Annotated in this window: 26 protein-coding genes and 1 pseudogene; 19 read left to right on the top strand and 8 right to left on the bottom strand. The window is 62.3% G+C overall.

All coding sequences use genetic code 11. The features are described from left to right. Window positions 1–224 precede the first annotated feature (224 nt). The 5 genes from ACZY1I_RS25020 to ACZY1I_RS25000 all read left to right on the top strand — a co-directional run bounded on the left by ACZY1I_RS25020 (window position 225) and on the right by ACZY1I_RS25000 (window position 4,385). Window positions 225–1,367, top strand: coding sequence for an SGNH/GDSL hydrolase family protein (locus tag ACZY1I_RS25020; RefSeq protein WP_463758700.1), 1,143 nt, complete (start codon window positions 225–227; stop codon window positions 1,365–1,367). 197 nt (window positions 1,368–1,564) lie between these two features. Further along, the gene (locus tag ACZY1I_RS25015) at window positions 1,565–1,975 is read left to right on the top strand and encodes a VOC family protein (RefSeq protein ID WP_463758698.1); all 411 of its coding nucleotides are present in this window, start codon (window positions 1,565–1,567) and stop codon (window positions 1,973–1,975) included. A gap of 94 nt (window positions 1,976–2,069) precedes the next feature. Then, entirely contained in the window at window positions 2,070–2,969 is a 900-nt protein-coding gene (hchA, locus tag ACZY1I_RS25010) for a glyoxalase III HchA (RefSeq protein WP_463758695.1), read from the top strand. A gap of 148 nt (window positions 2,970–3,117) precedes the next feature. After that, window positions 3,118–3,951, top strand: a complete 834-nt coding sequence (locus ACZY1I_RS25005) for a lysophospholipid acyltransferase family protein (RefSeq protein ID WP_463758693.1) — start codon at window positions 3,118–3,120, stop codon at window positions 3,949–3,951. Then, window positions 3,951–4,385 carry an SRPBCC family protein gene (locus tag ACZY1I_RS25000; RefSeq protein WP_463758691.1) on the top strand — a complete coding sequence of 145 codons (435 nt, stop codon included), beginning with the start codon at window positions 3,951–3,953 and terminating at the stop codon, window positions 4,383–4,385. Before ACZY1I_RS25005 ends, ACZY1I_RS25000 begins: the two co-directional genes overlap by 1 nt. A gap of 23 nt (window positions 4,386–4,408) precedes the next feature. On the opposite strand, the gene ACZY1I_RS24995 is transcribed toward ACZY1I_RS25000, so the two are convergent. Beyond that, on the bottom strand, window positions 4,409–4,945 hold the full coding sequence (locus ACZY1I_RS24995; protein WP_463758689.1) for a PE family protein: 537 nt from the start codon (window positions 4,943–4,945) through the stop codon (window positions 4,409–4,411). 685 nt (window positions 4,946–5,630) lie between these two features. On the opposite strand from ACZY1I_RS24995, the gene ACZY1I_RS24990 reads away from it, so the two are divergent. Continuing rightward, window positions 5,631–6,986, top strand: coding sequence for a cytochrome P450 (locus tag ACZY1I_RS24990; protein ID WP_463758687.1), 1,356 nt, complete (start codon window positions 5,631–5,633; stop codon window positions 6,984–6,986). A 170-nt stretch (window positions 6,987–7,156) separates the two neighbouring features. Beyond that, on the top strand, window positions 7,157–7,414 hold the full coding sequence (locus tag ACZY1I_RS24985; RefSeq protein ID WP_463758683.1) for a DUF3297 family protein: 258 nt from the start codon (window positions 7,157–7,159) through the stop codon (window positions 7,412–7,414). 219 nt (window positions 7,415–7,633) lie between these two features. On the opposite strand, the gene ACZY1I_RS24980 is transcribed toward ACZY1I_RS24985, so the two are convergent. Further along, a complete protein-coding gene (locus ACZY1I_RS24980; protein WP_463759283.1) occupies window positions 7,634–7,741 on the bottom strand; it encodes a hypothetical protein in 108 nt (35 codons plus the stop codon). On the opposite strand from ACZY1I_RS24980, the pseudogene ACZY1I_RS24975 reads away from it, so the two are divergent. Continuing rightward, a pseudogene (locus tag ACZY1I_RS24975) lies at window positions 7,692–8,018 on the top strand (response regulator transcription factor); the annotation flags it as partial. The gene ACZY1I_RS24980 and the pseudogene ACZY1I_RS24975 overlap by 50 nt on opposite strands. Window positions 8,019–8,248: 230 nt before the next feature. On the opposite strand, the gene ACZY1I_RS24970 reads toward ACZY1I_RS24975, so the two are convergent. The 3 genes from ACZY1I_RS24970 to ACZY1I_RS24960 form a co-directional block, all read right to left on the bottom strand. Continuing rightward, window positions 8,249–9,646 (bottom strand): aromatic ring-hydroxylating oxygenase subunit alpha, encoded by a 1,398-nt coding sequence (locus ACZY1I_RS24970; protein ID WP_463758679.1) that lies wholly within the window; start codon window positions 9,644–9,646, stop codon window positions 8,249–8,251. A gap of 19 nt (window positions 9,647–9,665) precedes the next feature. After that, complete coding sequence (locus tag ACZY1I_RS24965) at window positions 9,666–10,571, bottom strand: SDR family NAD(P)-dependent oxidoreductase (RefSeq protein WP_463758676.1); 906 nt, start codon at window positions 10,569–10,571, stop codon at window positions 9,666–9,668. Between the two features lie 91 nt (window positions 10,572–10,662). Further along, the gene (locus tag ACZY1I_RS24960) at window positions 10,663–11,559 is read right to left on the bottom strand and encodes an enoyl-CoA hydratase/isomerase family protein (protein ID WP_463758674.1); all 897 of its coding nucleotides are present in this window, start codon (window positions 11,557–11,559) and stop codon (window positions 10,663–10,665) included. Between the two features lie 73 nt (window positions 11,560–11,632). Between ACZY1I_RS24960 and ACZY1I_RS24955 the strand changes: the two genes are divergently transcribed. From ACZY1I_RS24955 to ACZY1I_RS24925, 7 genes are read left to right on the top strand one after another with little or no spacing between them, the layout of a single operon-like run. Further along, a complete protein-coding gene (locus ACZY1I_RS24955) occupies window positions 11,633–12,070 on the top strand; it encodes an SRPBCC family protein (RefSeq protein WP_463758672.1) in 438 nt (145 codons plus the stop codon). Between the two features lie 41 nt (window positions 12,071–12,111). Continuing rightward, complete coding sequence (locus ACZY1I_RS24950) at window positions 12,112–13,422, top strand: amidohydrolase family protein (RefSeq protein WP_463758669.1); 1,311 nt, start codon at window positions 12,112–12,114, stop codon at window positions 13,420–13,422. Then, the gene (locus tag ACZY1I_RS24945) at window positions 13,419–14,612 is read left to right on the top strand and encodes an acyl-CoA dehydrogenase family protein (protein WP_463758665.1); all 1,194 of its coding nucleotides are present in this window, start codon (window positions 13,419–13,421) and stop codon (window positions 14,610–14,612) included. Before ACZY1I_RS24950 ends, ACZY1I_RS24945 begins: the two co-directional genes overlap by 4 nt. Then, entirely contained in the window at window positions 14,602–15,651 is a 1,050-nt protein-coding gene (locus tag ACZY1I_RS24940) for an acyl-CoA dehydrogenase family protein (RefSeq protein ID WP_463758662.1), read from the top strand. The genes ACZY1I_RS24945 and ACZY1I_RS24940 overlap by 11 nt, the downstream gene beginning before the upstream one ends. Next, complete coding sequence (locus tag ACZY1I_RS24935; protein WP_463758658.1) at window positions 15,636–17,732, top strand: CoA transferase; 2,097 nt, start codon at window positions 15,636–15,638, stop codon at window positions 17,730–17,732. Before ACZY1I_RS24940 ends, ACZY1I_RS24935 begins: the two co-directional genes overlap by 16 nt. Next, complete coding sequence (locus ACZY1I_RS24930) at window positions 17,722–17,964, top strand: hypothetical protein (protein ID WP_463758654.1); 243 nt, start codon at window positions 17,722–17,724, stop codon at window positions 17,962–17,964. Before ACZY1I_RS24935 ends, ACZY1I_RS24930 begins: the two co-directional genes overlap by 11 nt. Beyond that, complete coding sequence (locus ACZY1I_RS24925; protein WP_463758651.1) at window positions 17,961–19,079, top strand: thiolase family protein; 1,119 nt, start codon at window positions 17,961–17,963, stop codon at window positions 19,077–19,079. Before ACZY1I_RS24930 ends, ACZY1I_RS24925 begins: the two co-directional genes overlap by 4 nt. Window positions 19,080–19,091: 12 nt before the next feature. Here the strand turns inward: ACZY1I_RS24925 and ACZY1I_RS24920 are convergent, their stop codons facing one another. Beyond that, window positions 19,092–19,643 carry a TetR/AcrR family transcriptional regulator gene (locus tag ACZY1I_RS24920; protein WP_463758649.1) on the bottom strand — a complete coding sequence of 184 codons (552 nt, stop codon included), beginning with the start codon at window positions 19,641–19,643 and terminating at the stop codon, window positions 19,092–19,094. Between the two features lie 194 nt (window positions 19,644–19,837). Between ACZY1I_RS24920 and ACZY1I_RS24915 the strand changes: the two genes are divergently transcribed. Continuing rightward, complete coding sequence (locus tag ACZY1I_RS24915) at window positions 19,838–21,055, top strand: cytochrome P450 (protein ID WP_463759279.1); 1,218 nt, start codon at window positions 19,838–19,840, stop codon at window positions 21,053–21,055. Next, complete coding sequence (locus tag ACZY1I_RS24910; RefSeq protein WP_463758647.1) at window positions 21,055–22,566, top strand: GMC oxidoreductase; 1,512 nt, start codon at window positions 21,055–21,057, stop codon at window positions 22,564–22,566. Before ACZY1I_RS24915 ends, ACZY1I_RS24910 begins: the two co-directional genes overlap by 1 nt. A gap of 23 nt (window positions 22,567–22,589) precedes the next feature. Here ACZY1I_RS24910 and ACZY1I_RS24905 read toward each other — a convergent pair whose 3' ends face one another. Next, the gene (locus tag ACZY1I_RS24905; RefSeq protein ID WP_463758645.1) at window positions 22,590–23,810 is read right to left on the bottom strand and encodes a CaiB/BaiF CoA transferase family protein; all 1,221 of its coding nucleotides are present in this window, start codon (window positions 23,808–23,810) and stop codon (window positions 22,590–22,592) included. Between the two features lie 123 nt (window positions 23,811–23,933). Beyond that, on the bottom strand, window positions 23,934–24,245 hold the full coding sequence (locus ACZY1I_RS24900) for an SDR family NAD(P)-dependent oxidoreductase (RefSeq protein ID WP_463758642.1): 312 nt from the start codon (window positions 24,243–24,245) through the stop codon (window positions 23,934–23,936). Window positions 24,246–24,324: 79 nt separating this feature from the next. On the opposite strand from ACZY1I_RS24900, the gene ACZY1I_RS24895 reads away from it, so the two are divergent. Together ACZY1I_RS24895 and ACZY1I_RS24890 are read left to right on the top strand one after the other, a co-directional pair. Next, window positions 24,325–25,083 (top strand): SDR family oxidoreductase, encoded by a 759-nt coding sequence (locus ACZY1I_RS24895; protein WP_463758638.1) that lies wholly within the window; start codon window positions 24,325–24,327, stop codon window positions 25,081–25,083. 27 nt (window positions 25,084–25,110) lie between these two features. Beyond that, the gene (locus tag ACZY1I_RS24890; RefSeq protein ID WP_463758634.1) at window positions 25,111–26,394 is read left to right on the top strand and encodes a DUF427 domain-containing protein; all 1,284 of its coding nucleotides are present in this window, start codon (window positions 25,111–25,113) and stop codon (window positions 26,392–26,394) included. Window positions 26,395–26,401 lie beyond the last annotated feature (7 nt).

Here is a 26,401-nt window from a genome sequence, read left to right as displayed (position 1 = left end):
GGAATTCTGCGTCACGGGCGCACTCTGGCATTCCGTTACTTTCCCGCAATCAGGGAGCGCTTGTTACAACACCGAGCATGTGATTGTGGTGGGAGTATTCTGTGAATTTACTGTTGCGTCAGCGAAGCGAGTTTGCAGTGCCGGTGGCACGGGCGGCAAGGGCGGGCCAGCCTAGGGCATGCTCGGTTTGTGGTGGTCTGATCCGCAATGCGATCGTGTGGTCCATGCCGACCACTGCGACGACGATCTCCATGGATCTGCTGCGCGGAGCTCATGAACTCGAGCAGACGAGGCACGGCCTGCTGCCACATCGCCTGCCCGCATGGGCTCGGGCGCAGTGCTCCGACCCCCAGCTGGCGATGGCCGAATCTCAACCCGCCGGTTGCCGGTTGGCGTTCGTAACCCGGTCCACGGAGATTGAACTGGAAGCGCTGCGCACCCAGCTCGCCTATGCGGGCATGCCGATGCGCGCCGATGGGGTTTACGACCTGCTGATCGATGGTGAGTTGACGGCGCAGGCCAGTCTGGCTGGGGGCAACGTGCTGATGAAGGACGCTGCTACGGGCACAGAGGAACTCCTACCCGGCGCGCCCGGCACCATTCGCTTCGCCGACCTGCCTGGTCGACTCAAGTTGGTCGAAATCTGGTTGCCCCACAACGAAATAACCGAACTGATCGCGCTTCGCAGTGATCACCCGGTAGAACCCTGCCCGATCACTCGGCCCATCTGGCTCCATCACGGCAGTTCCATCAGTCACGGTTCCAATGCTCTGCACCCCACTGGCACCTGGCCTGTGGTGGCTGCCGCCGACGCCGACGTCGAGTTGATCAACCTCGGGATGGGCGGCGCGGCCCTGCTGGATCCGTTCACCGCCCGCACGATGCGCGATATTCCTGCAGATCTGATCAGCATCAAGATCGGTATCAATGTCGTCAACGCCGACCTGATGCGCCGTCGCGCATTCGGCCCTGCCGTACATGGCTTCCTCGACACCATCCGCGATGGGCACCCCGCCACGCCGATCATCGTCGTGTCCGCATTGCACTGTCCAATCCACGAAAACACGCCTGGGCCGCTGGCTGTTGACTTCAGCGGGGGAGCAATGGCATTTGTTGCCACCGGCGACCCAGCTGACGTTTCAGCCGGCAAGCTCACGCTGAGTGTCATCCGCGACGAGCTCGCTGGCATCGTCAACCAGCGTGCAACCACGGACCCAAACCTGCGCTATGTCCACGGACCGGAGCTCTACGGGCCCCAGGACTTTGGCGATTTCCCGCTTGCCGACAAGCTGCACCCCGGCCCGCACGCCCATGAACGCATAGGCCGACGGTTCGCCACCGTCATCCGCTCAGCACTATTCAGATGACGAAAAACGGAGCTGCGCAATGATTTTCATGACGTCTTCGCGATTCTTGGCGGATTTGATTTACGCGGGTAGGGATCTGCGCGATGAGTTTTCCTCGACGAGGTAGTCGTAGTTGACACGCCGTCACTACGACTTCTCACCGCCAGGTGTGAGCGACGGCGGTGTGCTGGTCGGTGTGCCTAGAACGGAGTGCTGAGATGGTGGGACCGCTGGACGCGGCAAGAGTGGTGACCAAACTGCCGGTCGGAGACCTGAATACTGCGCGAGTGTTCTATCGCGACCGACTTGGACTCGAGCCGGTCGAGGAACGCGACGGCGGTTTACGTTATCTGTGTGGGACCACCGAATTTCATCTGTTCGCGTCCTCGGGTACTGCCTCCGGAACTTCGATGCAGATCGGCTTCGAGGTCGACAACATCGAACAAGCGGTCGGTGAGTTGCGTTCGCGCGGAGTCCAATTCGAATACTTCGAACTCGCCGGCTTGGAGACCACAGACGATATCGTCACCGTTACGAACAACTACCCCAGCAAGGGCCGCGGTGAGCGTGGTGCCTTTTTTCGCGACAGCGAAGGAAATTTGCTGGCGATCGGACAAGCACTCGCGTAGGCGTTTAGTGTTGAGGTCAAATGTGATCTTGACTCCACCGACACGGCAATGCTGTTGCTTTGGAAGTTGAGCGCGAAGAGAGGTAGGTCACGAAATGTCGCACAGTGCAGATGATCTCAGCAAGGACCCAGCACCGGATCAGGCCGAGGACAACGCGTTTTTCCCCTCGCCGTATTCGTTGACCCAGTACACCCGGCCGAAAACCGACTTCGCGGGAGTCAAACACGAAGGCGCCTACACCGAGGGTCGGTGGAAGGTGCTCATGATCGCATCCGAGGAACGCTACTTGCTGTGTAAGAACGGCAAAATGTTCTCTACCGGCAATCATCCGGTCGAGATGCTGCTTCCTCTACACCACCTGATGGCGGCGGGCTTCGATGTCGACGTGGCCACGATCGCCGGCTATCCGGCCAAGCTGGAACTGTGGGCGATGCCTGGCGAGGACGCGGCCGTGCTGGCGACCTACGAAGCGCTCAAACCCAAGCTCAAGGAACCCAAGAAGCTCGCCGAGGTCGTCGAGAACGGCCTGGGTTCGCATTCGGACTACATTGCTGTATTCATCCCCGGAGGTCACGGGGCCATCGTCGGACTGCCCGACGCCGAGGCGGTGGCGCAGACCCTCGAATGGGCCTTGGCCAACGACAAATTCATCATCACCTTATGTCACGGACCGGCCGCGCTGCTTTCCGTCGGCCATGGCGATAAAGAGTCGCCATTTAACGGGTATTCGATCTGCGTGTTTCCCGATGCGCTCGATGAGGGTCTGAACGTCGACATCGGTTATCTCCCAGGGCATATGCAGTGGCTGCTAGCCGACAAACTCGACAAGCAAGGGTTGACGGTCCTCAACGACGACATGACCGGCAAAGTCCATCGAGACCGCAAGCTGCTCACCGGTGACAGCCCACTGGCGGCGAACAACCTCGGGCTGTTGGCCGCCGACACCCTGGTCGAGGCCGTCCAGTCGAACGCTGCGAGCGAGCCGACAACTTAAGCGAACAGGTGCTTTGCCCGTCGTCCAGTTAGTGCGGTGCCTCTCGCGGTGTGAAAGCGACGTATCGGGGTAGTCGAGGTTGCGCATGCCGATTTCAAACATGTGCAGCAACCAAGACGCATGGATCGCTAGGGGCAGGAACGAAAAGATGGGGCCATTGGGCGGCGTTGTGGACTGGGCCAAGCGGCAGGTCGTGTCGCGGATTCCCAAAGCCGATCTCGACCAGCGCGATCCCGACTACATCCGTGACCAACTGCCGGCGACCTGGCTGTTGGCGTCGCTGTACTTCAGAGCGGATGTACGGAATTTGGATCGAATCCCGGACCAGGGGCCGGTGCTTCTGGTCGGCAATCACAGTGGCGGCAATGTGCCGCCCGACACTGTCGTATTCACGCTGGCGTTCTGCTCGTACTTCGGTGTCGAGCGGCCCTTCTATCAGCTGGCGCACAACCTGGTGGTCTCGGCGCCGCCACTGGGCTGGCTGCGCAAGTTCGGCACCGTCGCCGCCAATCATGAAAACGCTCAACTGGCACTGGAATCCGGTGCGGCGCTGCTGGTGTATCCGGGCGGCGACTACGAAGTCTTCCGACCATCATGGGAACGACATAAAGTCGACTTCGGCGGACGGATGGGATACGTGCGGCTGGCCCGCGAGGCCGGCGTGCCTATCGTTCCCGTCGCGAGCATCGGTGGCCAAGAAAGCGCGTTGTTCCTCAACCGTGGGCAATGGCTGGCCAAGCTGCTCATGACCGACAAGTTGCTACGCCTGAAGAGCATTCCGATATCGCTGGCCCTGCCATGGGGTCTGAATATCAGTGACCTGGCGGGTCATATCCCGCTGCCCAGCAAGATTGTGATCGAAGTGCAGAATCCAATCGAGGTCGATGGTGATGATCAGGCGGTGCACGACAAGGTGACGGAAAGTTTGCAGGGCGGCGTCGATCGTCTCGCCGCCGAACGTCGATTCCCGGTTCTCGGCTGATGCGCGTCGAACGCTGTTCTGTGATCAAGGCCGACCGCGACGCAGTGTGGAAGATTGTCGGAGATCCCGACAGCTACCCGTCATTCATGAGCAACCTCGAGCGTTGGGAGTCGGCCAACGACCAAGCTGCCGGCGTGGGTGCCCGTTACCGCGTGCACTGGAAGATCGGTTCGGTGCCTGTCGGCGGCCTGATCGAGGTGGTGGAATTCGACGACAACCGCGATCTGGCGTGGGTGGGTATCACCGGGGTCACTATGCGCGGCCGGATCCGGCTGCGCGATAGCGGCGAGGGCAAAACCAAAGTTACGTTCCGGATGTCGTATCAGGCGCCGGGCGGAATCTTCGGGTACATCGCTGATCGGATCGCCGTCCGTCAAGTGGGACGCACGCTCGCCGAGACCCTGAAACGTTTGAGGGTCGCCGCCGAGGCCTAGCGGCCAGAGGTTAATAGCGGAAGCTAGATGAACGGGAAGAAGAGTATCTTCCACAAATCCGTCGTCGGGAAAACGCTAGGGAAGAATCGCGCCAGCGTTATATAGAACGGCAAATAATACAGGGCGATGGGGATCAGGAAGGGCCAAAGAAGGACGAGAATAAGCCGATCCAGCGCGGCACCGATGAAATTGTTCAAAGCAACGCCGATTGCGTCCCACGACGGGATGCCGGCGGCGGTTGGGGTCCGACTCACAGGCGCTAGATGAAGTAGTGCCGCGTTGGCGGAATCGGCGCTGGTGTAGGCGCTCGCACTTGCCGTCAATTGCTCCATGAAGCGACTGTGAAAGGCCGCCGCCCGCGCGGCCACTTTCTGATAGTCATCGGCGTGCCGGGTAAACAATTGTGCGATGCCCGCCGAAACCTCATCGCCGGCTGCGGGCAGCAGGGACAGAGTCGAGGGCGCGGCTGCTGCGCGAGCCCCGTCAATCGCAGCCTCGATCGCTGCCAAATCCGTTGCGGCCATTTCTATCAGCTGCGGCGCCGCCAACAAGTACGACATGTCGGTTCTCCCCCCGAAAGTCGACACCGGCCCCAACATCCCCCCGGGTGCCGGGGATCATCTTGTCACGTCGAGCGGTGTCGGGAAGCCAGTTCCACCCATGGCTTCCATTCTCGGTTCATCACGATCTCCCAGGATTGCGGTGCGGAAAGGTTTGGCGGCGCCGCTTGGAATCAAGCCTGGCACGACGGCCCTCAGTCGCCTGAGTCCGCAGTCATCAATTTTCCGCCGTGAATAGCGTGCCCAGATATTCGCGAGGTATACGTCACCGTGACGAATTGGGGGCATTCTGGTCGCCGCCAACATGCCGGGCGTGAATGGTTGCATGCCCGGGTTGCTTTGGATTCGGCATCGAATAGGGGCAGTGCGCAGATAATACGTGCCGGGGTGGGCGTTGAGGAGTCGTCGCACGCCGTCCGGACGCAAACCTGGGATTGTTGCCGACTCAAAGACGACGATCCCTGACCGTCACAACCTGGCCGTGCTGATTGACCTGGTCAAGCCAAGGTCGCCCGCCCGGGCAGCTGTGTGTTTGTGGCTGTCGGTGGGGTACTGACTGTTGCTGGTGCGCCTGTTTTTGTGGTGGTTCATGCCGGCGCGGTGGCAGCCGTTATTTTGCGCGACCCGAAACGGTGACATATCTTGATGCGTCCCATTCACATGACATGGGTCAGTAGGGGGAAGTGTGGAAGCGACGACCGATCCGGTGCGTCTGCCGCCGACCGTGCCGATTCCAAAATGGGTCGTCGCCGGGGGATTCTTGCTAGCCCGCAATGCTGGGGTACGAGCATTGGGCCAGCGCTACGGTGGTGCATTTACGTTGAAGGCGCCGGGGCTCGGGAACCTCGTAGTAATCAGCGACCCACAGCTGATTAAGGACCTCAATGCCACGCGCAGCGATCTGATGATGCGCCCGGCGACTCTGGGTTCGGTGGCGGGTCCGGGCTCGACGTTCAGCCTCCACGGGGTCGAACATCGCCAGCGCCGCAAGCTGCTCATGCCGGCCATTAACGGCAGAGGGGTGAGCCGTTACGAATCCATCGTCGAAGAAGAGGTGCTGCGCGAGACCGCGACCTGGCCCGAGGGTCGCGAATTCGCCACTCTTGAGTCGATGCGGCACATCATGCTCAACGTGATCCTGCGTGCGTTCTTCGGCGCCGAGGGGCACGAATTCCAGGAGCTACGTGAGGTGTTGCCGCCCTTGGTGGTCCACGCGTCACGTCTGGCGGTGCTGCCACCGCGGTGGCGCCGTGATGTCGGGGCGTGGAGCCCCGGTGGACGACACAACCGCTATCGCCGACGCTATGACGCAGCGATTGAGACTTTGATCGCAAAGGCCCGACACGACCCGGACCTCGCCAACCGTCCCGACGTGCTGTCGTTGCTGCTGCGCGCCCGCTATGACGACGGTCAACCGATCGCCGATTCGCATATCGGCGACGAGCTGGGTACGTTCCTGGCCGCCGGGCACGAAACCACAGCGACCACCCTGGCGTGGGCGGTGGAGAGGTTGTGCCGCCACCCCGAGTTGCTCAAGCGGCTCGTCGCTGAAGTCGACGCCGGAGAATCTGAATTGCTGCAGGCCACAGTGTGGGAGGTGCAGCGGACCCGACCGGTTATTGAAGGCTTCGAGCGGTTTACCCTTGAGCGAGTCCGGCTGGGCCCGTGGGTGATTCCGGATAATCACCTCATCGCTGTCAGCGCCGTGCTGGCACATAGCGGTGACACGAGCTACCCGCGCGCGGCGCGGTTCGACCCAGATCGGTTCGTGGGCAGCCCTCCGGATTCCACGCTTTGGGTTCCCTTCGGTGGCGGTATCCACCGTTGTATCGGCGCGGCATTCGCCAATATGGAGATGCTGGTTACTTTGCGAACATTGCTGCGCCACTTCACTATTACGCCCACCAATGCCAAGGATGAGCGCAATCACTCGCGCAGCGTGACAACGGCACCAGGTCGCGGCGGCCGAGTGGTGCTCTGCCGCCGATCCGCTCATAGCACCCGCGGGGGCCCAGCAATCGCAGCGACGGCGTCCCTCTAGTCAGTAGGTCGTGCTCCAGACTTGGCTAGCAAGTCGAGATTCTTGCCGACTCGACCACGGTTAGCACTAGGTGGACCGCAAGACCTACGCGCACCCCGCTACTGCTGAGTCGCGTAGATTCGTTGAGAACCAAACCCAAACACCTGACGCAGCATTCAACGAAAGCCATCATGCCCGAGGACCAAGACACAGACGTTCCACCCAATCACCTCTCCATCGATCCGCGCAGCACCTTCTATAACGCAGAGGTGCTCAGCCGCGACGTGGGTATTCGCTTCAATGGCGTCGAGAAAACCAATATTCACGAATACAACGTGGCCGAGGGTTGGGTGCGTGTCGAAGTCCCTACCGCGAAGGATCGCCGCGGAAATCCTATGGTCGTCAAGCTCAGCGGCACGGTTGAACCCTACTTCCGCCCAACGAAATAGCGGACTTCCCTGGGTTGCTGGCCCGGATGTCGACCTGCTCTGGTAGCTGGCCTGCGGCTCGAATGGCCGTCCGGTTCGCCGGGCCTGCGAATGCAGTGCCCGCCGGTGGCGGGGGATCGTCGCGCCGATTCTGCCTTTCATCGCTCAGTGATCCTCGTCCTCAGCATCTCGACGGTGCCCGCGGTATCGACTGCGGACTGTCGCAGAACGTCGTCGCGGCTACTGCGAATGCAACGCGCGGGCGAGGCGGTGGCCGCTGGCGATGACGCCGATGTGACTGAAGGCTTGCGGGAAGTTTCCTAGGAATGAACCGTCGCGGGGGTCGATCTGTTCGCTCAGCAGTCCCAGGTGGTCGCTGATCCGCGAGTACTTGAGCCGCGCCGAGCAGGGCGAGGCGTTGCCCGATTCGGTGCTGACGGCGCGTGAGGAGGAGGTGCTCAAGCTGATCGCGGAAGGCCTATCAGCTCGAGAGATTGCGGCGACCCTGAGCATCAGCGCCAAGACCGTTGATCGGCACCGCACGAATACGCCACGGAAGCTGGGACTTTCGGACCGGCTGGCGCTCACTCGCTACGCAATCCGAGTCGGCCTGATCGAGCCCTAAGTTCGGCTGCCTCCCGAACACGTGACTGTTGGGCTTTAGCATCCGCTTTCGCGATCGAATAGGAGAGAGTGAGGAGGCCAGCCGCCTACCTTGTTCGAAGTTCCGTCGTGTGCGGGCCCGGCCTGAAAGCGCGTCCAGATCGATGGCCAGACCGCCTTGGAAATCGACACGCGTTAATGCTTTCGGATTGGCTCCTGCAATGACGATGCCGAACCGTCCCGCGCCAATCGCTATGGTGTTGAGCTCTTCTGCTCGTTGGTTCCGAACAGATACCGGTCAGCAATCGCGTGCTCGTTACGGATCGACATCTCCTGAGCCGTGTTGAGCCACAGCCCATCGAACCCCGCCGAGTGCATGCCGGCGTGGATCGCACCGATGTTCCTCAAGTCCTGAGTAGGCAACTCGCCCCAACCGTCGTGATCCTGCCAGCGCTCGAAAACCTGCCATGAGGTCTCAGGAACGTCCCCGGGAGCGAAGTGCTCCAGCGAGAACATCTCGAAGGTGCAGCGATTCGGATCCTCGGCATCAGGCAACATCCGGTAACCCAGTAGGCAGGACTTCTCCGCCAGGATGACCATGGTGGGAAATACGTGCCAATCACCGTTGCCGCCAAAGTACTGCTCCATCGACATACGTGGAAAGGCAACACCTTCTGCGAGCGCGAGTTCTTCACACATCTGGTGGTAGCGCATGAATGGCGGAATCTCGTTAGGCTCCAGGGTGGCCAAATGCTGAGCGGCGCGATAGTCCCTCTCAGTCACCAGGGAGCCGACCTCAAGGTACTGGTACTGCATCGAGTTGGCGAACACCTCTGGCCGTGCTGCCATCTCCTGACGCCCCTTGTCGCGGTCCGCGTGCTCGGGGCGCTGCGTGTACACGAACCGCGAATGATTCTGGTAGGTGATGGTCGGGGTGTATGGGGCGTAGACATATTCCTGCGGTGATGCCGGATCCGCTGACGGCCGTGGCCCTTCCGCCGATCGCATGGTTTGGGGATGCGTTCCCGGTGTGTGGTAGCCCTCAATGAACGCGTCGATCACTGTCTTCCAGTTGGCCGGCAGGTAGGTGCGCTTGCGCCAGCGAAACCGCATGTCCTGCAGGCGAAAAGGGGCCAGCGCCTTAGGCAACGGATCCAGCCACTCGAGCAGATCGGGCGGGTCCGTCGCCATGCTGATGAACACCCAGCCGCCCCACGTGCTGACAGCAACAGATCGCAGCCCCCACTGTTCGCGCGGCCGTGAGGCGAATTCCTCGCGGCACGGAACGAAAGACGACCGACCGTCTAGCCCGTACCGCCAGCCGTGGAACTCACACCGGAACTCCTTATCCGGCAACGGTCCCGACCCCCGAACGAGCTTCATTCCGCGGTGGGCACAGGCGTTGTGGAACGCTTTGATCGTGCCGTCCTTCTGGCGCACCACCACGATGGATTGTCGACCAATGGTGTACTCGTAGTAGCTGCCGGCTGCGGGGACTTCCTCCTCTCGGCACGCGGGCTGCCACACCTGGGTGAATAGTCGATCCAGCTCGAGCTGCAAGAAGTCTGGGTCGATATAGCGGCTCTTGGGCACGAACGTCTCGCCGCAGGCGAAACGCGCTGGAATTCGTTCTGTGTCAAGTTCGGTCATGGTCACCCTTCGCCTTTGGTCAGTTGGCGGGTGGTTTGTCGAAGATATTGGGATACAGGACCGCTTCCTTGAATGAGGTCTCGATCTCTGCGAACGCGGTCGGGATGTCCCATACACCGGTAGCCGAAACGATCTCGCGTTCAACTACGGGGTTGGACATCAGGCTGATGCGGCCGTTGCCTGCGAAGATGACGTGCCGGTTCAGCCACTCGGAGGACGTGCTGGCCAGATATACCACCGGGGGCACGCAATTCTTCGGCGACAGACGGACATTGCTCTCGGAGTAGTCCATGCTCCCGCCGCCCTTGATGCCTTGTGTCATCCGGGTGCCGGCAATCGGCGCGATGGCGTTGGACCGCACCCCGTAGTTGCGTAACGCGTTGGCGCACGAAAAGGTCAGGCCGACAATCCCCATCTTTGCGGCCGCGTAATTGGGTTGACTGGGCGCGCCCTGCAAGCCCGACATTGAAGAAAAGTTGATCAGGCGATACTGTCCACCGCGATTCTCGCGCCACCACGCCGCGGCATGGCGGGTGATATTGAACGTACCCTTGAGATGTACTGAAATCACTGCATCCCAGTCGGATTCACTCATCTTGAACACCATGCCGTCGCGCAAGATTCCAGCGGCGTTCACTACTACGTCCAAGCCCCCGAGAGTCTCGGAGGCCCGGTTGATCAGTTCGCCGCACGCGGCGAAATCGGTGATATCGGTGGCGTCGGCGAATGCCTTGCCGCCGCCGGCCGTGATAGCAGCCGCGACACTTTCAGCAGGGCTGCTGTCGTGCCCGGTCCCATCGACGCCCACACCGGCGTCGGACACCAGGACGGTCGCACCCTCTGCTGCTAAGCCTTCGGCGACTGCGGCCCCGATTCCGCGCCCGGCACCTGTCACCAGGGCGGTACGTCCGTCAAGCACACCCATCTTTGTCCAGCTCCTCGAGGCCAGGAATGTCTTTAGTCAGCATACAGAACAACCAAACATAACTTGTATATATGTTCACGCGGACAGTCGGCTAGTCGAATCCCCACTCCTGATAGCGTCGCTCCAGCTCGACGAGGGCCTCGCGGCCGCCACGCTCTCCGCGCTCCTTCATGAAGTTGAATTCGTCGTCGCGCCAGGACAGATTGCTGAATACGGTGTGTCCCATCGGGACCCAGTCGCCGAACTGCGCCATTCCGACGGCGTGCCAGAAGGTGATCAGCGCATGCTTGCCTACCATCAAGCCGTCGGCCGAGTGGTGAGCGATGGCGCGGGCATACCGCATAGCCTCTTCTCGCAATGAGTCGGCAGACACGACTGAGGCTGCGACTCCCCAGGAGTGAAGTTCGGCGGCAGTGACTTTGCGTCCGGTGATCATTGCCTCGTAACCACGATTCGGGCCAAGTTTGAGCAGTGCCAACGGCATTGCCGTGGAGAATCCGGCGAAGCCGATCCTTGCCTGCGGCCGGGCGAGGTACATGTCGTCGGCGACAAGCAGGATGTCGGCGGCCAACGCGAGATTCATACCTGCGCCAAGTGTGGCGCCTTGGCATGCGGCGATCACCGTCTTCGGAAATTCGAGCCAGTTCGTCAGATGTCGGTGCAGGCGCCGCGCGTTGCCCATCCGTGCGGTCTGCGGCAAGCGTTTTCCCTTCTGCAACCCGGCCTTCTCCACCGGCAGGCGGCGCACGTCATCGCCACTGCTGAAGTCCTTTCCCTCGGCCAGCAGGAGCACCACTTTGACGTCGTCGTCCTCTTCGGCACGGGCCAGGCGGTCCTCGAACAACACATGCATGTCCGGAGACAGGATGGCGTTGCGCTTATCCGGCCGGTTGATGACGATCTGCGCGATGTGCGGTTCGACAACTTCGTAACGGACCCAATCCGGGTCGACCGCGAACTCGTCGCCGGCGGGGTCATCGGTGCTCATCAAACCCTCCTTCGGCGTATGACAGTACATGCGAACACTAGTCGATCAACTGTCTCACTGATACCGTCGGCGCATGCCAGCATTCAACGTCAGCAAGCGACTCGTGGCTTCCGTGGACGCCGTTTGGGCGGTTCTGGCCGACTTCGGCAACGTGGATTGGATTCCGGGTTCGGGAGAGGTTGAGGTAGACGGCCAAGGGCCGGGCATGCGCAGGCGCATCAAAGGCAGCGGCGATACTCCCATCGTCGAGACGCTGCGCTGGATTAAGCCCGAGACGAGGTCACTGGCCTACGAGATCGCAGACAATCCGCTACCGGTCAGTCGTTTTGCCGCGGTCGCGTCGGTGTCGCCGGCGGGCGCGGTTGACCCTTCAGGCGGATCCACCGTCCTTTGGGAAATCGATTACGAACCCGACGGCGACGATGCTGCCGCGCGAGAAGCAATTGAGGCGGTGTACGGCATGATGGCAGGTTGGATCGACGATTACGCGGCGTCCCGCGGTCATCAATAGAACACTTAGACAAGATTTGTTAAGTGGTTTAAAATGTGGGAGTGATTGACCCTCTCGATCTTGTGCTGATCAGCGTCGACGATCACACCGTTGAGCCTCCCGACATGTTCGCGGGGCGGGTGCCCAGCCGGTTCGCTGAGCAGGCGCCGCGCATCGTGGAAGACACCAATGGTGTGTGCTTCTGGGTGTACGACGGTGTGCAATTGCCCAACATCGGCCTCAACGCCGTGGCCGGCAGGCCCAACGACGAGTGGGGCTTCGAGCCCTCGAGTTTTAACGATATGCGAACCGGATGCTACGACGTCGATGCCCGAGTGGATGACATGAATGCGTCGGGAGTGCTTGCTTCACTGTGTTTTCCGTCATTTCCGACGATCTCGGGCGCACTGTTCACCTATCGCGGTGATCCAGAAATCTCCGCGGTGATGGTCCGTGCTTACAACGACTGGCATGTCGAGGACTGGTGTGGCCGCCACCCCGATCGGTTCATCCCGATGGGCATTCTGCCCCTGTGGGATCCGGCACTCGCCGCCGCTGAGGTGCGCCGGCTGGCCGGGCTGGGTTGCCATGCAGTGACGGCACCGCAGCACATCGGCAACTACGGGCAGCCGCCCTGGCAAGACCCGCATTGGGATCCGTTGTGGGAGGCCATTTGCGCGGAGAACACCGTGGTGAACATCCACATCGGCACTGGCGGCGGGCTGCCCGTGCCATCCGACCAGACGACTTACCTCGCCTACAACTCGATGCTGCCGCTGGATACGCAGCGGTTCGTCGCCGACTTGTTGTTCTCGCCAATCCTGCGGAAATTCCCGACCATCAAGTTCTCTCTGTCCGAGGGCGGCATCGGGTGGATCCCATTCCTGCTAGAGCGATTCGAGGACATCTACTCCCGCCAGCGAGCCTGGACCGGCGATGACTTGGGGGAAGGCTTGAGTCCCACCGACGTCTACCGGCGCAACTTCATGTCTTGCTTTATCCGCGACCGGGTCGGCATCGAGATGCGCGAACGCATCGGCGTGGAGACCATCTGCTGGGAAATGGACTATCCGCACTCTGACAGCAGTTGGCCCGACGCGCCTGAGCAGTTGGCCGCCCAACTGGAAGGCTGCACACCGATCGAGGTCGAGGCCATCACCTGGCGGAACGCCGCGAGGGCATTCGGCTACACCGGCGTCGACCGCCTCGGCAGGTCGAACTGCACGGTATCGGCGCTGCGGAACAAGATCGCCGACCTGGACCTGTCTGCCCCGAAGGTCGACGCGGGACGCGCGCCGAAAGCCGGCGCTAGTGCCATCACCTACGGAGACATGAGGGTGCGGATGGCCTCGATACTGCAAGGCGGAGCGTGACCGAGCCGCACCACGACTTCGAGCTCAGTGAGGTCGATCGCGGCTTCCGCGATGAGGTTCGCACTTTCCTCTCGGCCGCGTTGACTCTAGAGATCCGTGGCTCGGGGCGCGACGAGACCGACCGGCCCAACCGAATGCGGTTGTGGCAACGCCGCCTTAACGACGCGGGTCTGGCCGCCATTTCCTGGCCGGTGGCCTACGGTGGCCGTGCGGCAACGCCATTGCAGCAGTTGCTGTTCAGTGCGGAGATGGCCGCGGCCCGCGCGCCTGAACCGATAAATCGCAGCGCCATTAACCAGTTGGGACCCACCATCATCCAGTGGGGCACCGATGAGCAGCGCAGCCGGTACCTACCGCAAATCCTTTCCGGAGAGCAGGTTTGGTGCCAGGGTTTCAGTGAGCCCGATGCCGGCAGCGATCTTGCCGCGCTGAGAACTCGGGCCGAACGTGACGGCGACGAGCTGGTCGTCACCGGACAGAAGATTTGGACCTCCAAAGCCCACTACGCGGATTGGATTTACATTCTGGCGCGTACTGACCCCAGCGCCGACAAACATGCCGGAATCAGTTACCTTCTGGTGCCGTTGAATTCCACCGGCATCGAGGTGCGTCCGATTCGGCAGATCACGGGCGCCGCCGAGTTCAACGAGGTGTTCTTCGATGGGGTACGCATTCCGCTGGGGAATGTTCTCGGCCCGTTGCACGGCGGCTGGAAAGTCGCCAAATCTACCCTGGGCTACGAGCGGGTCGGGCAGAGTCGCACCCATCGTATCGAGCGCCGACTTGCGATTCTGGTGAAGATGGCGCAAGAGGAAAACGCTCTGTGCGACAACGGATTGGCCGATAGTTATGTTGCGGACCGGATGGTGGGGTTCGCGGCGCGGGTAGAAGCGTTGCGACAGATCTCCGCACAAGCCACTGCCGCAGGGATTCGGGGTGTCAGCCCCGGACCCGAGGCGTCAGTGGCCAAGTTACTCACCTCTGAGGTGGATCAGGAGATGGCCGATTTCGGGCTCGAGTTGGCCGGCGCCGCCGGAACATTGGAGCGGGGCTCGGTAGGCGCGGCGAAGAGCGGCAATGTAGCGCAGAGCTATCTACTCATGCGAGCCGCGACCTTTGGCGCCGGCACATCGGAGATCCAACGCAACGTGATCGGCGAGAAGTTGCTGGGATTGCCTCGTGACCCCTGATTCCCTGTCATCACTCGACGAGATTGCCGACGTTGCAGCTGAATTGACGCAGCTGCGAGAGTTCGCCGACGATATCTTGCGGGGCGCCTGGTCGGTGGAGAACCTTCGGGCTCTGCTGGATGGCCCCAGTCCGGCGTTCGACCCTCAGCTTTGGCTCAACGTCGTGCAGCTCGGTTGGGTCGACGTACTGGTCAGGGAAGCCGTGGGTGGGGGAGGAGCCGGCATACGCGAGCTGTGTGTGCTGGCCGAGGCGGCCGGCCGCGCCGCCACACCGATCCCACTGGCGGTTGCCGCGGCCGCCGGATGGTGTACGGACCGGGGTGCTCATGGCGTAACGCTCTTGCTGCCGGGCCGTGCCCAGCTGGCGAGCGCCGGGGTATCGGGGGTCTGGCCCGTCGTCCCGTACGGCGCAGTCGCCACCGAATTGATCGTGTGCGCGGGAACCGGCGATGAAACGGTTCTCGGCGGCGTAGACGCGACCGGCACCGGCGTGCTGCGCGAGCCGGTGAGCCCGCTCGACCGCAACCCGGCGGCGCGAATCTCGTTGCAAAATTGTCCGATTGAGGTGTTTCAGAGCGGTGAGCAGGCCGAATCCCGCCACCAACGTGCGATGTTGCGTGCCCACGTCGCCCAGGTGGCCGAGTTGGTCGGCATCGCGTCAGCGGCCAACGAGTCAGCTTCCGACTATGCCAAGTTGCGTGTCGCCTTCGGGCGGCCGATCGGCGCATTCCAGGCCGTCAAGCACAGGCTCGTCGACCAGCGTTGCGCTATAGAAGTCGGACGGGCACTGGTGAATCGCGCCGCCGACGCGGTCCAACAGGACCACGCCGACGCCGCGGCGCTATCTGCACTCGCCGCTTTCTGGGCAGTGGATGCGTTGAGCTCGGTACCTGAAGGCGCCATGCAAGTATTCGGTGGGATCGCCTACTCCTGGGAGCACCACGCCCACGTACACCTGCGCCGTGCAGCCACCGTCGCCGCCGCACTGGGGACGCGCGCGCAACACCGTGAGGTGGTGGCTCGATGGCTCAGTGCATGAATGCAGAGCATCCAGCGGCCTTCCTCGATGGAATCCGGGTTCTGCAACTTGGCGACGGGATCGCCGGATCAGCGGCGGCTGCGCTACTTGCCGGATTGGGCGCCCAAATCACAAAGGTGCCTGGCAAAAAGAACCCTGCCCGGATTGGACCGATGATCAGTTCCGGCCTGGGATCCTTTGCTGCCGTTGATATTGTCCTCGATAAAGACAAGCGAATCATGCCGGCCGACGCAGCCCCGGCGGTCCTCGTCGACGGACACGATATCGTCATTGTCGATTACGAGGTCGCGGTCACTCCGCCGCAAGCCGAAGGTGCCGTCGTAGTGAGTGTCAGCCCATTCGGGTTGGACGGCCCGCGGTCGGCGCAACCCGGCGGAGAAGTCGTCGCGCAGGCATCCGGTGGCCTTCTGTCGACCATCGAGGGCGCGGACGGCACACCGGTACCCGCCCCCGGATACGTCGCACTGAAGGCGGCAGGCGCCTTCACCGCACTGGCCGCCCTGCACGGCCTGGATCGACGCAACAACATGAATCAAACTGTCTACATAGACGTTTCGGTGCAGGAGGCGGTTGCGGCCACGGCGGTACTGCCCGAGTGCGCTCACCTGCTCTACGCGTGCCCCGGCAGAGCGGGCAGCGGGCGCTATCTTGCGCCTTCTGGCTTGTTCGGTTGCCGCGACGGGTTGGTCCGGATTACCGCTGTGGAAAACCATCAGTGGCGAGGTCTGCTGGTAGCGCTGGACAAACCCGCATGGGCGGTGGGCTTGGACGAGCGATCCGCACGCATCGAGCATGCGGAGCAGATCAACCGGCGCGTCAGCGACTGGGCGGCAACCCGCGACAAAGCAAGCTGTGCAGCACTCCTTCAGGCCAACGGGGTGCCGTCGACACCGGTCAATACGCCCGATGAAATCCTCACCTCACCCCAGTTCGCGTTCCGCGGCGCGGTGTCGGTGGCGCAACTGGCGGCCGCCGATATAGCAGTGCTCGGCCCGCCGTGGCTAACACAGACGGGAGGGCAATCCGCACGGCGGCGGACCGGCCGCATCGGCGACATACGGGTCGTCGAACTCACCCATGTGCTGGCCGGACCAATCATCGGGGCCCTGCTGGGTGCAATGGGAGCCCAGGTGCTGCGGCTAGAGGATCCGGATCGGCTGGACATCTACCGGCGGACCGGGCCATTCGCCGGGGGTAAATCGGGTGTCGAACGCGGCGCCTACTTCACGGTGGCCAACCACTCCAAAGCCAGCTTGCTGATCCAGCCCAGCCAGGCGGCTCAGGACGTAGCTGAGGCGGTGAACGGGTGCGACGTTCTTATCGAGAATGTCGGCACCTCACGCCTACGCCGCCTGGGCGTGGCACCCGACGACGTCGCCGCTTCTGGCCGGCTGGCGGTGCGGGTTTCGGGCTTCGGCTCGGCAGGCCCGCTGGCCGGATACCGCGTGTACGCAAACAATGTGCAGTCCTATGGCGGGCTGGCCGGCCTCACCGTCGACTCGACCGGTACACCAGCCAGGCTCAGCACGGTCATCGCTGACCCGCTGTCGTCGGTGGTGGCAGCGGTGGTCATAGCCGCCTGGGCACTCGGGCCCGCCCGTCACAGCGGCGCAGTGATCGATCTGTCCATGGCCGAGGTAGTCGCCTCAACGGTGGCCGAATATGTAGCAGCCGCGTCGGTCGACATAGCGCCGGAGGTCGCGATCGCTGTGCGCCGAGCGATCTACCTTGCCGCTGATCAACGTTGGGTAGCAGTCGAATTCCCGCAGCCCGAGCATCTGCAAGCGGGTGATCTCACAGATCTGCTGGCAGCCGCGACGGCGCAGGAGGCGGCTGACAGATTGAATGCGCTGGGTGCACGTGCCGCCGTAGTGCAAAGTGCTGAGGACCTTATTGCCGACCCGCATCTGGCGGCACGCGGATTCTTCCCCGAAATCGCCCACCCCGACCCGGAGATCGAAGCCGCGCGCTTGGTCGGGCTGCCATGGCAATTTGTTGGCGAGGGTCCCGTGCCTCTAGCACCGCCGCCAGCGCTGGGCAGCACCAGCAGTTCCCGAGAAAGGATGATCAGTGCCCGCTGAATCACGCGCGGAAATTCCGGCGACGGTTTGGGCGTCGACCTTCGTCCCGTCGAAGTCGCCGATTGCCGGATACGGTCAGGACGGCTACAGCGTCGCCTGGGTGGACACACTCGAAGGGCGGTTGCAAGTCTTGGTGTCTGGGCCGCGGCCGGTGTCCGGTACCGTCGGCCGCTTGCGTGCGCAAATCTACGGCGACACCAATGTTGACCTATTCGAGGCGGATTCGGAATGACCGGGGTCTCCGTCGCTGGAATCGGAATCACACCCTTCGGCAGACATACTGGAACTGCGCTGGCCGACCTCGGTGTAGCCGCCGCGCAGCGCGCGCTCGAAGACGCCGGTGTGGACTACGACGCGATCGGTGAGGTGTTCGCGTCGTCATCGATGGCTCCGCCGCAAACCGCTCTCAAGGTGGCGTATTGCCTGGGACGCAACGCCATTCCGGTGACGGCCGTCGAGAGCGCCTCCGCAGGCGGAATGGTTGCGTTGCGGCACGCCGTCTGGGCGGTCGCGTCCGGGCGCTGTCGCACCGCGCTCGCTATTGGCTATGAAAAGACCACCGCACTCGAGCCAGGCGGGGTGGTGCCGGCAGCGGTAGGATTCTGGGACAGCTTTCCCCCACAGCTGCATTACGCCATCGAGGCCAGCCGATGGCTTTACGAAGTCCAGTGTGGCCCTGAGGCCATCGCCGCAGTCGCCGCCAAGTCCTACAACCAGGCACGGTTGAATCCCCTTGCGGCCCGACGCAATGACGACGACGTGTCGATCGAGCAAGTCATGTCGGCCAGGATGGTTGCCGAGCCGCTCACAAAGATGATGTGTCATGCATCCGTCGACGGTGCGGCGGCGATCGTAGTGACCGCCGACCGGCCCGCGCGGTCTGTTTCGGTCAAGTCCATCGAACAGACGAGTTGGCCGATGGATCCGGATTGGCCGCTTATCGGCCCGTGCGTCGGACCGCCTTCGCAGATCACTATGACCGCCCAACGCGCTTATGATGCGGCGCAGACGAATCCGGACGAAATTGGAATCGTTTCATTGCACGATATGTGCGCCAGCGAAGAGATCACCGCGTTGATCGCTTTGGGTCTTGCCGATGTCAAGGAGGTGGCAGAGCTGGCGATCTCGGGGGGCTTGGCAACGAACGGCAGTTTGCCCACTAACACTGACGGTGGTTGCTTGGCGCGTGGACATGCGTTCGGCGCCACTGGTCTGGCGCAGGTGGCCGAAGTGGTCAGTCAACTTCGCGGAGAGGCGGATTCGCGCCAGGTGTCCGATCCGAGAGTTGGACTTGCGCAGGCCATGGGCGGCGGCGGCTCGTGCGTCGTCGCCCTGCTAGGCCGCTGATTACATCCCTCTTCAGCCACCGGCGAAGGACGCTGCCAAAAATCGGCGCAACATGTCCAGTTGGGCTTCAGAATCTTTCAGTGGCCAACACCAAAGCGACAGGAACACTCGGATAAGCCACTGTGCGGCAAGTGGGTCGCGATTGTCAGGGCCGAGCATCTCGGCGGCAAAAGCTTTGACCGCCGGCGAGTCAGTGAGCCAAGCGCTGCCGGAGTCCATGTTCATTGACTGAAATAGTTGACTCATGGGATGCGACTGCACGCGCTGAAGCGCGACGATGGTCGCAGCCACAACCCGGTCCGGGCCGGAAAGATCCTTAATATCCTCGCGGATCGAGTCGACGATAGCCGTTCCTTGGATAGCGACGACCGCATCACGGATAGCTGCCTTGCCGCCCGCATGCCGATAGATCGTTGCCTGCGAGCAATGTGCTTTCGCGGCCAACGCCTCGATCGTGAACGCCTCGTACCCAACGTCGGCAATGAGATCGGCCGCCGCTGCGTAGATCCGCTCGGCGGCTTCACTGTGACGATCCCGCCCTACCAGCCAGTCTGTCTGGGGCATACGACCATGGTCCGTCGGAGCTGACTGCATTGCAAGTTCATTCGCAAGCTGAGAATTTGTGCAAGCAAGTTCTCAGTTGAAATTGCTGGTGGAGAGATTGTCTTGAGAGGGCCCGTAGCCGATGCGAGCCGTTGCAGTTATCAACTTTGCCGGAAAGTGTTGATCCAATTGCTGATTGCAACCAGCCTAGGTTTGTGCCAGTCATCAATGATGCGGTCAATTTTTTCGGTGCCGAAGCTTTGCAGGATCCCTATCCGTTGTATGCGCGCATGCGTGCTGAGGCCCCGGTGCACCGTATCGGCGACTCAACGTTCTACGCGGTGTGCGGATGGGATGCCGTCGCCGACGCTGTGCATCGTGTCGAGGACTTCTCTTCCAACCTCACCGCAACCATGGTTTATCGCGACGGCGGAACTGTCACTCCGTTCGAGATGATGGAGGCCGGAAGCCCCAGTCACGCGTTGGCGACAGCGGACGATCCAATCCACGCAGTACATCGAAAGATCCTGCTGCCACACTTATCCGCCAAACGCGTCCGGATCATTGAGGAATTCGCCGAGCGCGTCGCGGAGCGCCTGTGGAACGAGAACGTGCGCGGCGAGCGCATCGAGTGGATGAGCGCCTTGGCCAACCGCCTACCGATGATGGTGGTCGCAAAATTGCTAGGCCTGCCCGAAGCCGACGTCGACAAGCTTATCCAATGGGGATTTGCCACCACCACGCTGCTTGACGGCGTAGTCACTCAGACGCAGATCGAGAAAGCCGGTCTTGCCGCCTTCGAACTGTCCGGCTACGTCATGCAGCACTTCGAAAAGGCCACCTCGACAGACGAATTCGGGTTGATTGCCGATTTGGCGTCTCGATACTCATCAGGCGAAGTCGATCAGGCTGTCGCACTCAGCATCATGCTCACGCTCTTCAGTGCCGCCGGCGAATCCACCGCATCGTTGTTAGGTAGCGCCGCTTGGATACTCGCTGAAAATCCCGAGATACAAACACAGTTGCGGCGAAATCCCGAAATGCTCAACGCTTTCATCGAAGAGGCCCTTCGCTACGAGTCGCCGTTCCGCGGCCACTACCGTCATGTATGGCGCGACACGACCCTTGGCGGAGTAGAGCTGACAGCCAATTCGCACCTGATACTGCTGTGGGGAGCCGCCAATCGCGATCCGGCGCACTTCGAGGCCGCCGACGAATTTCGCCTCGATCGCACCGGCGTTAGGGGCCACATGGCCTTCGGAAAAGGAGTTCACTTCTGCATCGGAGCCGCACTGGCACGGTTGGAGGCGCAAGTTGTGTTCCGCATGCTGCTGCAGCGCACTACCTGGATCTCGACCGCCGACCTCGGAAAGTGGTTGCCTAGCATCCTCGTTCGCCGGCTGGACCGCCTCGAACTGGAAATCCGACAATAGTGAGACACCGCGCCGCCACTGCACCCATCCCGGTAACGCGAGAAAACCATCGCGTTGTAGTCGTCGGTACGGGATTCGGCGGGGCAGTCACCGCATTGCGCCTGGCCAACGCTGGAGTACCGGTCACTGTCCTCGAACAGGGCGTGGAGTGGAAATTGAACGGCGGCGAAACCTTTCCGCGTCCCACCCAAAACCCTTTCGACAAGCGGATCTTCTGGTTCGACTCGGCCCCGCGGTTTTGCGGTCGCCCCTTGCTGGGCAGTGCATATCCCGGCGTGCTCAGCGCTTTCTCCGGGGACAACGTGATGTCGGTAGCGGGCGTGGGTGTAGGTGGCGGGTCGCTGCTCTACCAGGGAATGAGCATGCAGCCGTCGAGAGAACTTTTCGAGACGCACCTCCCGTCGGCACTCGATTACGACGAGATGGATCGGGTTTACTACCCGCGGGTGGCCAGCATGTTGCGCCTGAAGACGGCACCCGATGAACTGATCAATAGCCCAAATTACCGAGTGAGTCGTGTCTTTGCCGGGCGCGTCCGCCGGGCGGGTTATTCGGTCGAGAAAGTGCCCATGCCCATCGATTGGGAATGCGCGCTGTCCGAGCTGCGGGGTCAGGTCCAACCGTCACTGACCAACGGCGACTGCGTCTTCGGCGTCAACAGCCCCGGGAAGCATTCGGTCGACAAGACCTACCTGGCCGCTGCGCACGCCACTGGACGAGTCAGCCTGCACACGCTGCACAAAGTAACTGGCATTGCGAAGGCGCCCGATGGTCGCTGGCGGATAGAGGTGGACCGGCTAGACATGAAAGGCCGAAGGCGGGAGAAGAAGATCCTGTTCTCATCTGCGCTGGTGCTAGCCGCCGGCAGCGTGAACACAACCCGATTGCTGGTGCGCGGACGTGCCTTGGGCGAGATTCCCGACCTGCCCGAACGGGTGGGCGATGACTGGGGAACCAACGGCGATCGAATCTACGTATGGACCGACCTGGCCGAAGGCTTCGGTCGGGTGCAAGGAGGTCCCGTCGTGTATTGCAGCAAAGACTGGGCCGAACCTGATCGCGCAAACACGCTGATTCAGGCCTCGATCCCGCCGGTGGCTGGGCTGGACATTCGCACCACGATGCTGGTCGGTTTTGGCGTCAGCCGAGCCCGGGGTCGTTTCACGTATGACGGCGCCACCGACACAGTAAAACTCACGTTTCCACGGAGAGGAGACGCCGCCATCTGGGCTGACATCCACTCTCGGGCGAAGCGGATCGTTGGCCGAGCGGGCCTTCTCAGCGACACCAATAGGCTCAACAACACAACGTGGCACCCATTGGGTGGAGCCCCGATGGGCACAGTCTGCGACGCCGAGGGCAGAGTGCAGGGGCAGCGTGGCCTTTACGTGCTTGACGGCGCATTGATTCCGGGAACCACCGCGGCGTGCAACCCGTCTCTGACCATCGCTGCCGTTGTGGAGCGGGCACTCGACAGCATCGTGCGCAACGACGTTGGATCCGTGATCTGAAGGCTGCGGCCAAGACGCGTGCCTCAGCCGATTGCTCCGCACTCTTTGAGCGCGGCGATACGGTCCCAGTCGCCACCCAGTTCGAGGATCAATGCTTCGGTGTGTTCAGCGAATTCCGGTGCGGGATTGAGGCTCAAATGGGTCTCGTCGAACAACACTGGACTGGCCACGAGTTCGTACGCCTCGCCGTCCTGCACAACCGGCACGATGCCACCATTAGCCCGCACCTGCGGATCGCTCGCCACTTCTGCGGTATTCAGCACGGGTGCCCACTGGCCGTCGAAGTCGGCAAGTATCGCGCGCCAGTGCTCGAGCGGCCGCGACGCGATCGCTTGGCGCAGCGTGTCGGCGGCCGCCCCGGCATTCTCGGCGAGCAACACATGGCTCGCGAACCGTTCGTCATCGGCCAGATGAGGGACACCGACGAGGGTGCAGAAGTCGGCAAAGTACCGAAATGCTTGCAGCATCGACAGTCCCAGGAATCTGTCGTCGCTGGTGCGGTAGAAGCCAGTCAGCGGATTGTGTGGTGCTACATTGGCGCCCGACGGATTGGCCACCCAGGGGTCACCAGTGTCGAGCGCTGCGTTGACGGCAACACCCATCGCCCACACTCCGACGCCGAGCAATGAGATGTCTACTGTGCGAGCAACTCCGGTTCGTTCACGCTCGAAAAGTGCGGCTGCGATGCCACCTGCGATCGTCATGCCCCCAATCGAATCACCATAGGCCGGACCCGGCTGAGCGACAACACCATTCATGTCGGACGGGGTGGTACTGGCCGCGCCCGCAGCACGACTCCAGAACCCGGTCATGTCATATCCGCCTTTGGCGCCGTCGTCTCCGAGCGGACCGTAGGCACTTCCTCGGGCGTACACAATGTTCGGGTTCACTGCACGCAAGTCGTCGACGTCGATCCTGAGTTTCTTGCGGGCGTCGGGCAGGAAATTGGTGAGGAAAACATCGCTGGTCCGCGCTATCTCCATCAGCAGATCGTGTCCGTCGGGCACCGAGATATCCAGCGCAATAGACCTTTTGCCGCGATTGGCATGTTCCATGACCGGGTTTCGCGCGCCCCGTATCGCGATGTTGCCCAACTGCTTGAGGCCGCGCTGTGAATCCCCGGTCCGCGGGTGCTCGACTTTCAGCACGTCTGCACCCCAGTCGGCCAACACCGCGCCCGCTGCCGGAACGAAGGTCCATTGGGCAACTTCCAAGACGCGCACGCCGCTCATCGGTCCGCTCACCGGGGTGTCCTCAGCGATATTCCAGAGTGACCGGCAAGCGGTCGTGGGTGTGCACCAGCGCTGAGGGTCGCGGCGCACGCTTGCCGCTAACCCGAATTCCTTTGGCGCGACGGGCAATCTCATCTACCAGCAAGCGTGCCTCCCGGCGGGCCAGGGCGGCTCCCATGCAGAAGTGTTCACCCACGCCGATTCGCCGGGTGCGGCAGCATCGACGCTGATGCCGACCGCACGGACTCCATGGAGGTCAGCCAGTTGCGACGCGCGGTCGCGAGCGCGCTTCTCGTCTCGCGCCAGTAGTGCGAGGTTGGCCCCGTTGGCGGCAAGCGTCTCGGCGGCGGCGAACCCGATGCCGGTGGTGCCACCCACCAGGACGAAGTTAGCTCCTGCGATGCCCAGGTCCATGCCGTCCCTCTTGCCCTCGGTTGCAAAACTCAACTAAACATACTGTGTACTATTGTTCTGCAATCCTTCGGATAGGAATGGCGCGGCGGCGGGGATCGTGAGAAAGGGCCTCATGGGTGAACGGACGTTGGCCGGCAAGCGCCTCGTCGTCGTGGGTGCATCGGCAGGAATCGGCCGGGCTTTTGCGGTACGAGCAGGAAAGGAAGGCGCCAATTTGGTTGCTGCGGCTCGTCGTTCGGACCGACTGGCGGAGGCGGTGGCTGCGGCGGGTTCTGCGACGGCTGTGACCGCCGACGCCCGGAATGCCGAAGATTGTGTGCGAATTGCCGACGTCGCCCGGGAACGACTCGGTGCCATCGATCTGTTGTTCGTCTCGATCGGTTACGCTCCGCTACGCATGTTCGCCGACACCTCTTCCGACGAATGGTTTGACGTGATGCAGACCAACGTTGTCGGTGTGCACCGCGCGATCACGGCTTGCCTGCCGGTGCTTGCGCCGGCCGCGATGGTGGCCACCATGACGTCGGAGACCGTAGGGCAGCCGCGCACCGCGCTCGGTGCCTACTCGAGCAGCAAGGCAGCACTGGCAGAAAGCATGAACGCCTGGCGCACCGAGCATCCCGAGTTCCGATTCTGCAGCGTCACTGTGGGAGGTACGGTGCCCACCGAATTTACTGCGTCATTCGATGCCGAACTGCTGGGCGTCGCAGTCCAACACTGGATTGCTCGCGGGCTACTACAGCAGACGATGATGACTCCTGACGATGTCGCTGACGTGCTGGCAGGGATGTTCGCGAGTGTGCTCGACTTTCCCGGCGTAGGGCCTGAGAATCTTGTCCTACGACCGGCCTCACCGCTGGTGGCGCCATGACGGCCCCGACGGCCTGAGCGAGAGACGATGTCCACGAACGAGATCGACTCCGCATGGCCGGATCACCCCGATTACCGCGTTGACGCCACACCCTGCGCCCACACCGGTCGAGTTTGGTTTGGCGATGTTCTGCTCGCCGAAAGCGACCGATGCTTGATCGTCACTGAAACCGATCACGAAGACCGGCTCTACTTTCCGGAGTCCGCAGTGCGTTGGCATCTGTTCAAACCGTCGAATCACACCACCGTCTGCCCCTTCAAAGGCCGCGCAAGTTATTGGACTCTGACGGGCGCGACTCCGGCCATCGAGGACGCCGTTTGGACGTATCGGGACCCACTGGCCGAAGTAACGGCGATCGCCGGTTACGTCTCCTTCTACCAAGACTCCTTAAGCGTTGTGTTGGTCGAGCATTGGCCTGACGGTTCGTCGGTGGAGATCACATTTCCGTTGTGGGGTGACGCGGCCGAATTGCGCAGACTCGTGGATGTCGAACCGGTAGGCGTCGGCAGCTTCCTCGGACCGGCGCACGGACCCACCCGCCGCAACGTCGTCGAGGGGGGCCAACTCTTGGCGGAAGCCATCGTCGCCGTCTCCAAAACATTCCCAGCCCAGCGCGTTACGTCAGCTTCGATGATCTTCGCGAAGGCTGCGTCTTTTGATGCGCCGGTCGAAGTGGACGTCGCGACGCTACGCGAGGGCAAGACGTTTTCGTCGGCCGAAGTCCGCATCAGCCAGCACGGCGTGTTGCGCAGCGCGGGGATAGTCCTGGCAGACGCTGGTGCCCCCGACTCCATGCGTGACGTCGAGCCGATGCCCAACCTCCCAGGACCACATGCGGCGCAACCGTTCGCAGGCTTCGGCATGACCGGCCGCGAGATCAGGGTTGTCGACGGCGCCTACGATCCCGATCCCGACCGATTGGGGCCGCCGGCGATCAATGCATGGGTGCGCTTCCGGGACGATCCCGGTGCACCTCAGTTGCGGGCGGCTTTGCTTGCACAGTCAACCACCCACTGGACCATCGCGGCCGCTATGCGTCCCCACCGCGGATTCGGCGAAGCGCGTGCGCACGCGACGCTGTCGACCGGAATCATGAAGGCTGACATCGCCTTTCACGACGACGTCGACATCACCGGCTGGCTGCTCTACGTCAATAGGGCTATCTGGTCAGGACGTGGGCTGGCCCAAGGCGACGGCCGGGTGTTCACCGAGGACGGAAGGCTGGCAGCGTCGTACACGATTCAGGCGATGGTCCGTGATTTCGCGGTCGACCCGGGCGCCATGGGTCACGACACCCGCACGGCAATGTGATCGCCAG

Source organism: Mycobacterium sp. IDUB_37 (assembly GCF_055419245.1).
The sequence above is the reverse complement of the archived record's forward strand: the minus strand, read 5'-3'. Positions and strand labels throughout refer to the sequence as shown.

What these genes read in the sequence shown, in the direction of transcription:
- ACZY1I_RS25020 (WP_463758700.1), top strand. Translation starts at nt 225, where the DNA reads ATGCCGACCACTGCGACGACGATCTCCATGGATCTGCTGCGCGGAGCT.
- ACZY1I_RS25015 (WP_463758698.1), top strand. Translation starts at nt 1,565, where the DNA reads ATGGTGGGACCGCTGGACGCGGCAAGAGTGGTGACCAAACTGCCGGTC.
- hchA (WP_463758695.1), top strand. Translation starts at nt 2,070, where the DNA reads ATGTCGCACAGTGCAGATGATCTCAGCAAGGACCCAGCACCGGATCAG.
- ACZY1I_RS25005 (WP_463758693.1), top strand. Translation starts at nt 3,118, where the DNA reads ATGGGGCCATTGGGCGGCGTTGTGGACTGGGCCAAGCGGCAGGTCGTG.
- ACZY1I_RS25000 (WP_463758691.1), top strand. Translation starts at nt 3,951, where the DNA reads ATGCGCGTCGAACGCTGTTCTGTGATCAAGGCCGACCGCGACGCAGTG.
- ACZY1I_RS24995 (WP_463758689.1), bottom strand. Translation starts at nt 4,945, where the DNA reads ATGTCGTACTTGTTGGCGGCGCCGCAGCTGATAGAAATGGCCGCAACG.
- ACZY1I_RS24985 (WP_463758683.1), top strand. Translation starts at nt 7,157, where the DNA reads ATGCCCGAGGACCAAGACACAGACGTTCCACCCAATCACCTCTCCATC.
- ACZY1I_RS24970 (WP_463758679.1), bottom strand. Translation starts at nt 9,646, where the DNA reads ATGACCGAACTTGACACAGAACGAATTCCAGCGCGTTTCGCCTGCGGC.
- ACZY1I_RS24965 (WP_463758676.1), bottom strand. Translation starts at nt 10,571, where the DNA reads ATGGGTGTGCTTGACGGACGTACCGCCCTGGTGACAGGTGCCGGGCGC.
- ACZY1I_RS24960 (WP_463758674.1), bottom strand. Translation starts at nt 11,559, where the DNA reads ATGAGCACCGATGACCCCGCCGGCGACGAGTTCGCGGTCGACCCGGAT.
- ACZY1I_RS24955 (WP_463758672.1), top strand. Translation starts at nt 11,633, where the DNA reads ATGCCAGCATTCAACGTCAGCAAGCGACTCGTGGCTTCCGTGGACGCC.
- ACZY1I_RS24935 (WP_463758658.1), top strand. Translation starts at nt 15,636, where the DNA reads ATGGCTCAGTGCATGAATGCAGAGCATCCAGCGGCCTTCCTCGATGGA.
- ACZY1I_RS24925 (WP_463758651.1), top strand. Translation starts at nt 17,961, where the DNA reads ATGACCGGGGTCTCCGTCGCTGGAATCGGAATCACACCCTTCGGCAGA.
- ACZY1I_RS24920 (WP_463758649.1), bottom strand. Translation starts at nt 19,643, where the DNA reads ATGCCCCAGACAGACTGGCTGGTAGGGCGGGATCGTCACAGTGAAGCC.
- ACZY1I_RS24895 (WP_463758638.1), top strand. Translation starts at nt 24,325, where the DNA reads ATGGGTGAACGGACGTTGGCCGGCAAGCGCCTCGTCGTCGTGGGTGCA.
- ACZY1I_RS24890 (WP_463758634.1), top strand. Translation starts at nt 25,111, where the DNA reads ATGTCCACGAACGAGATCGACTCCGCATGGCCGGATCACCCCGATTAC.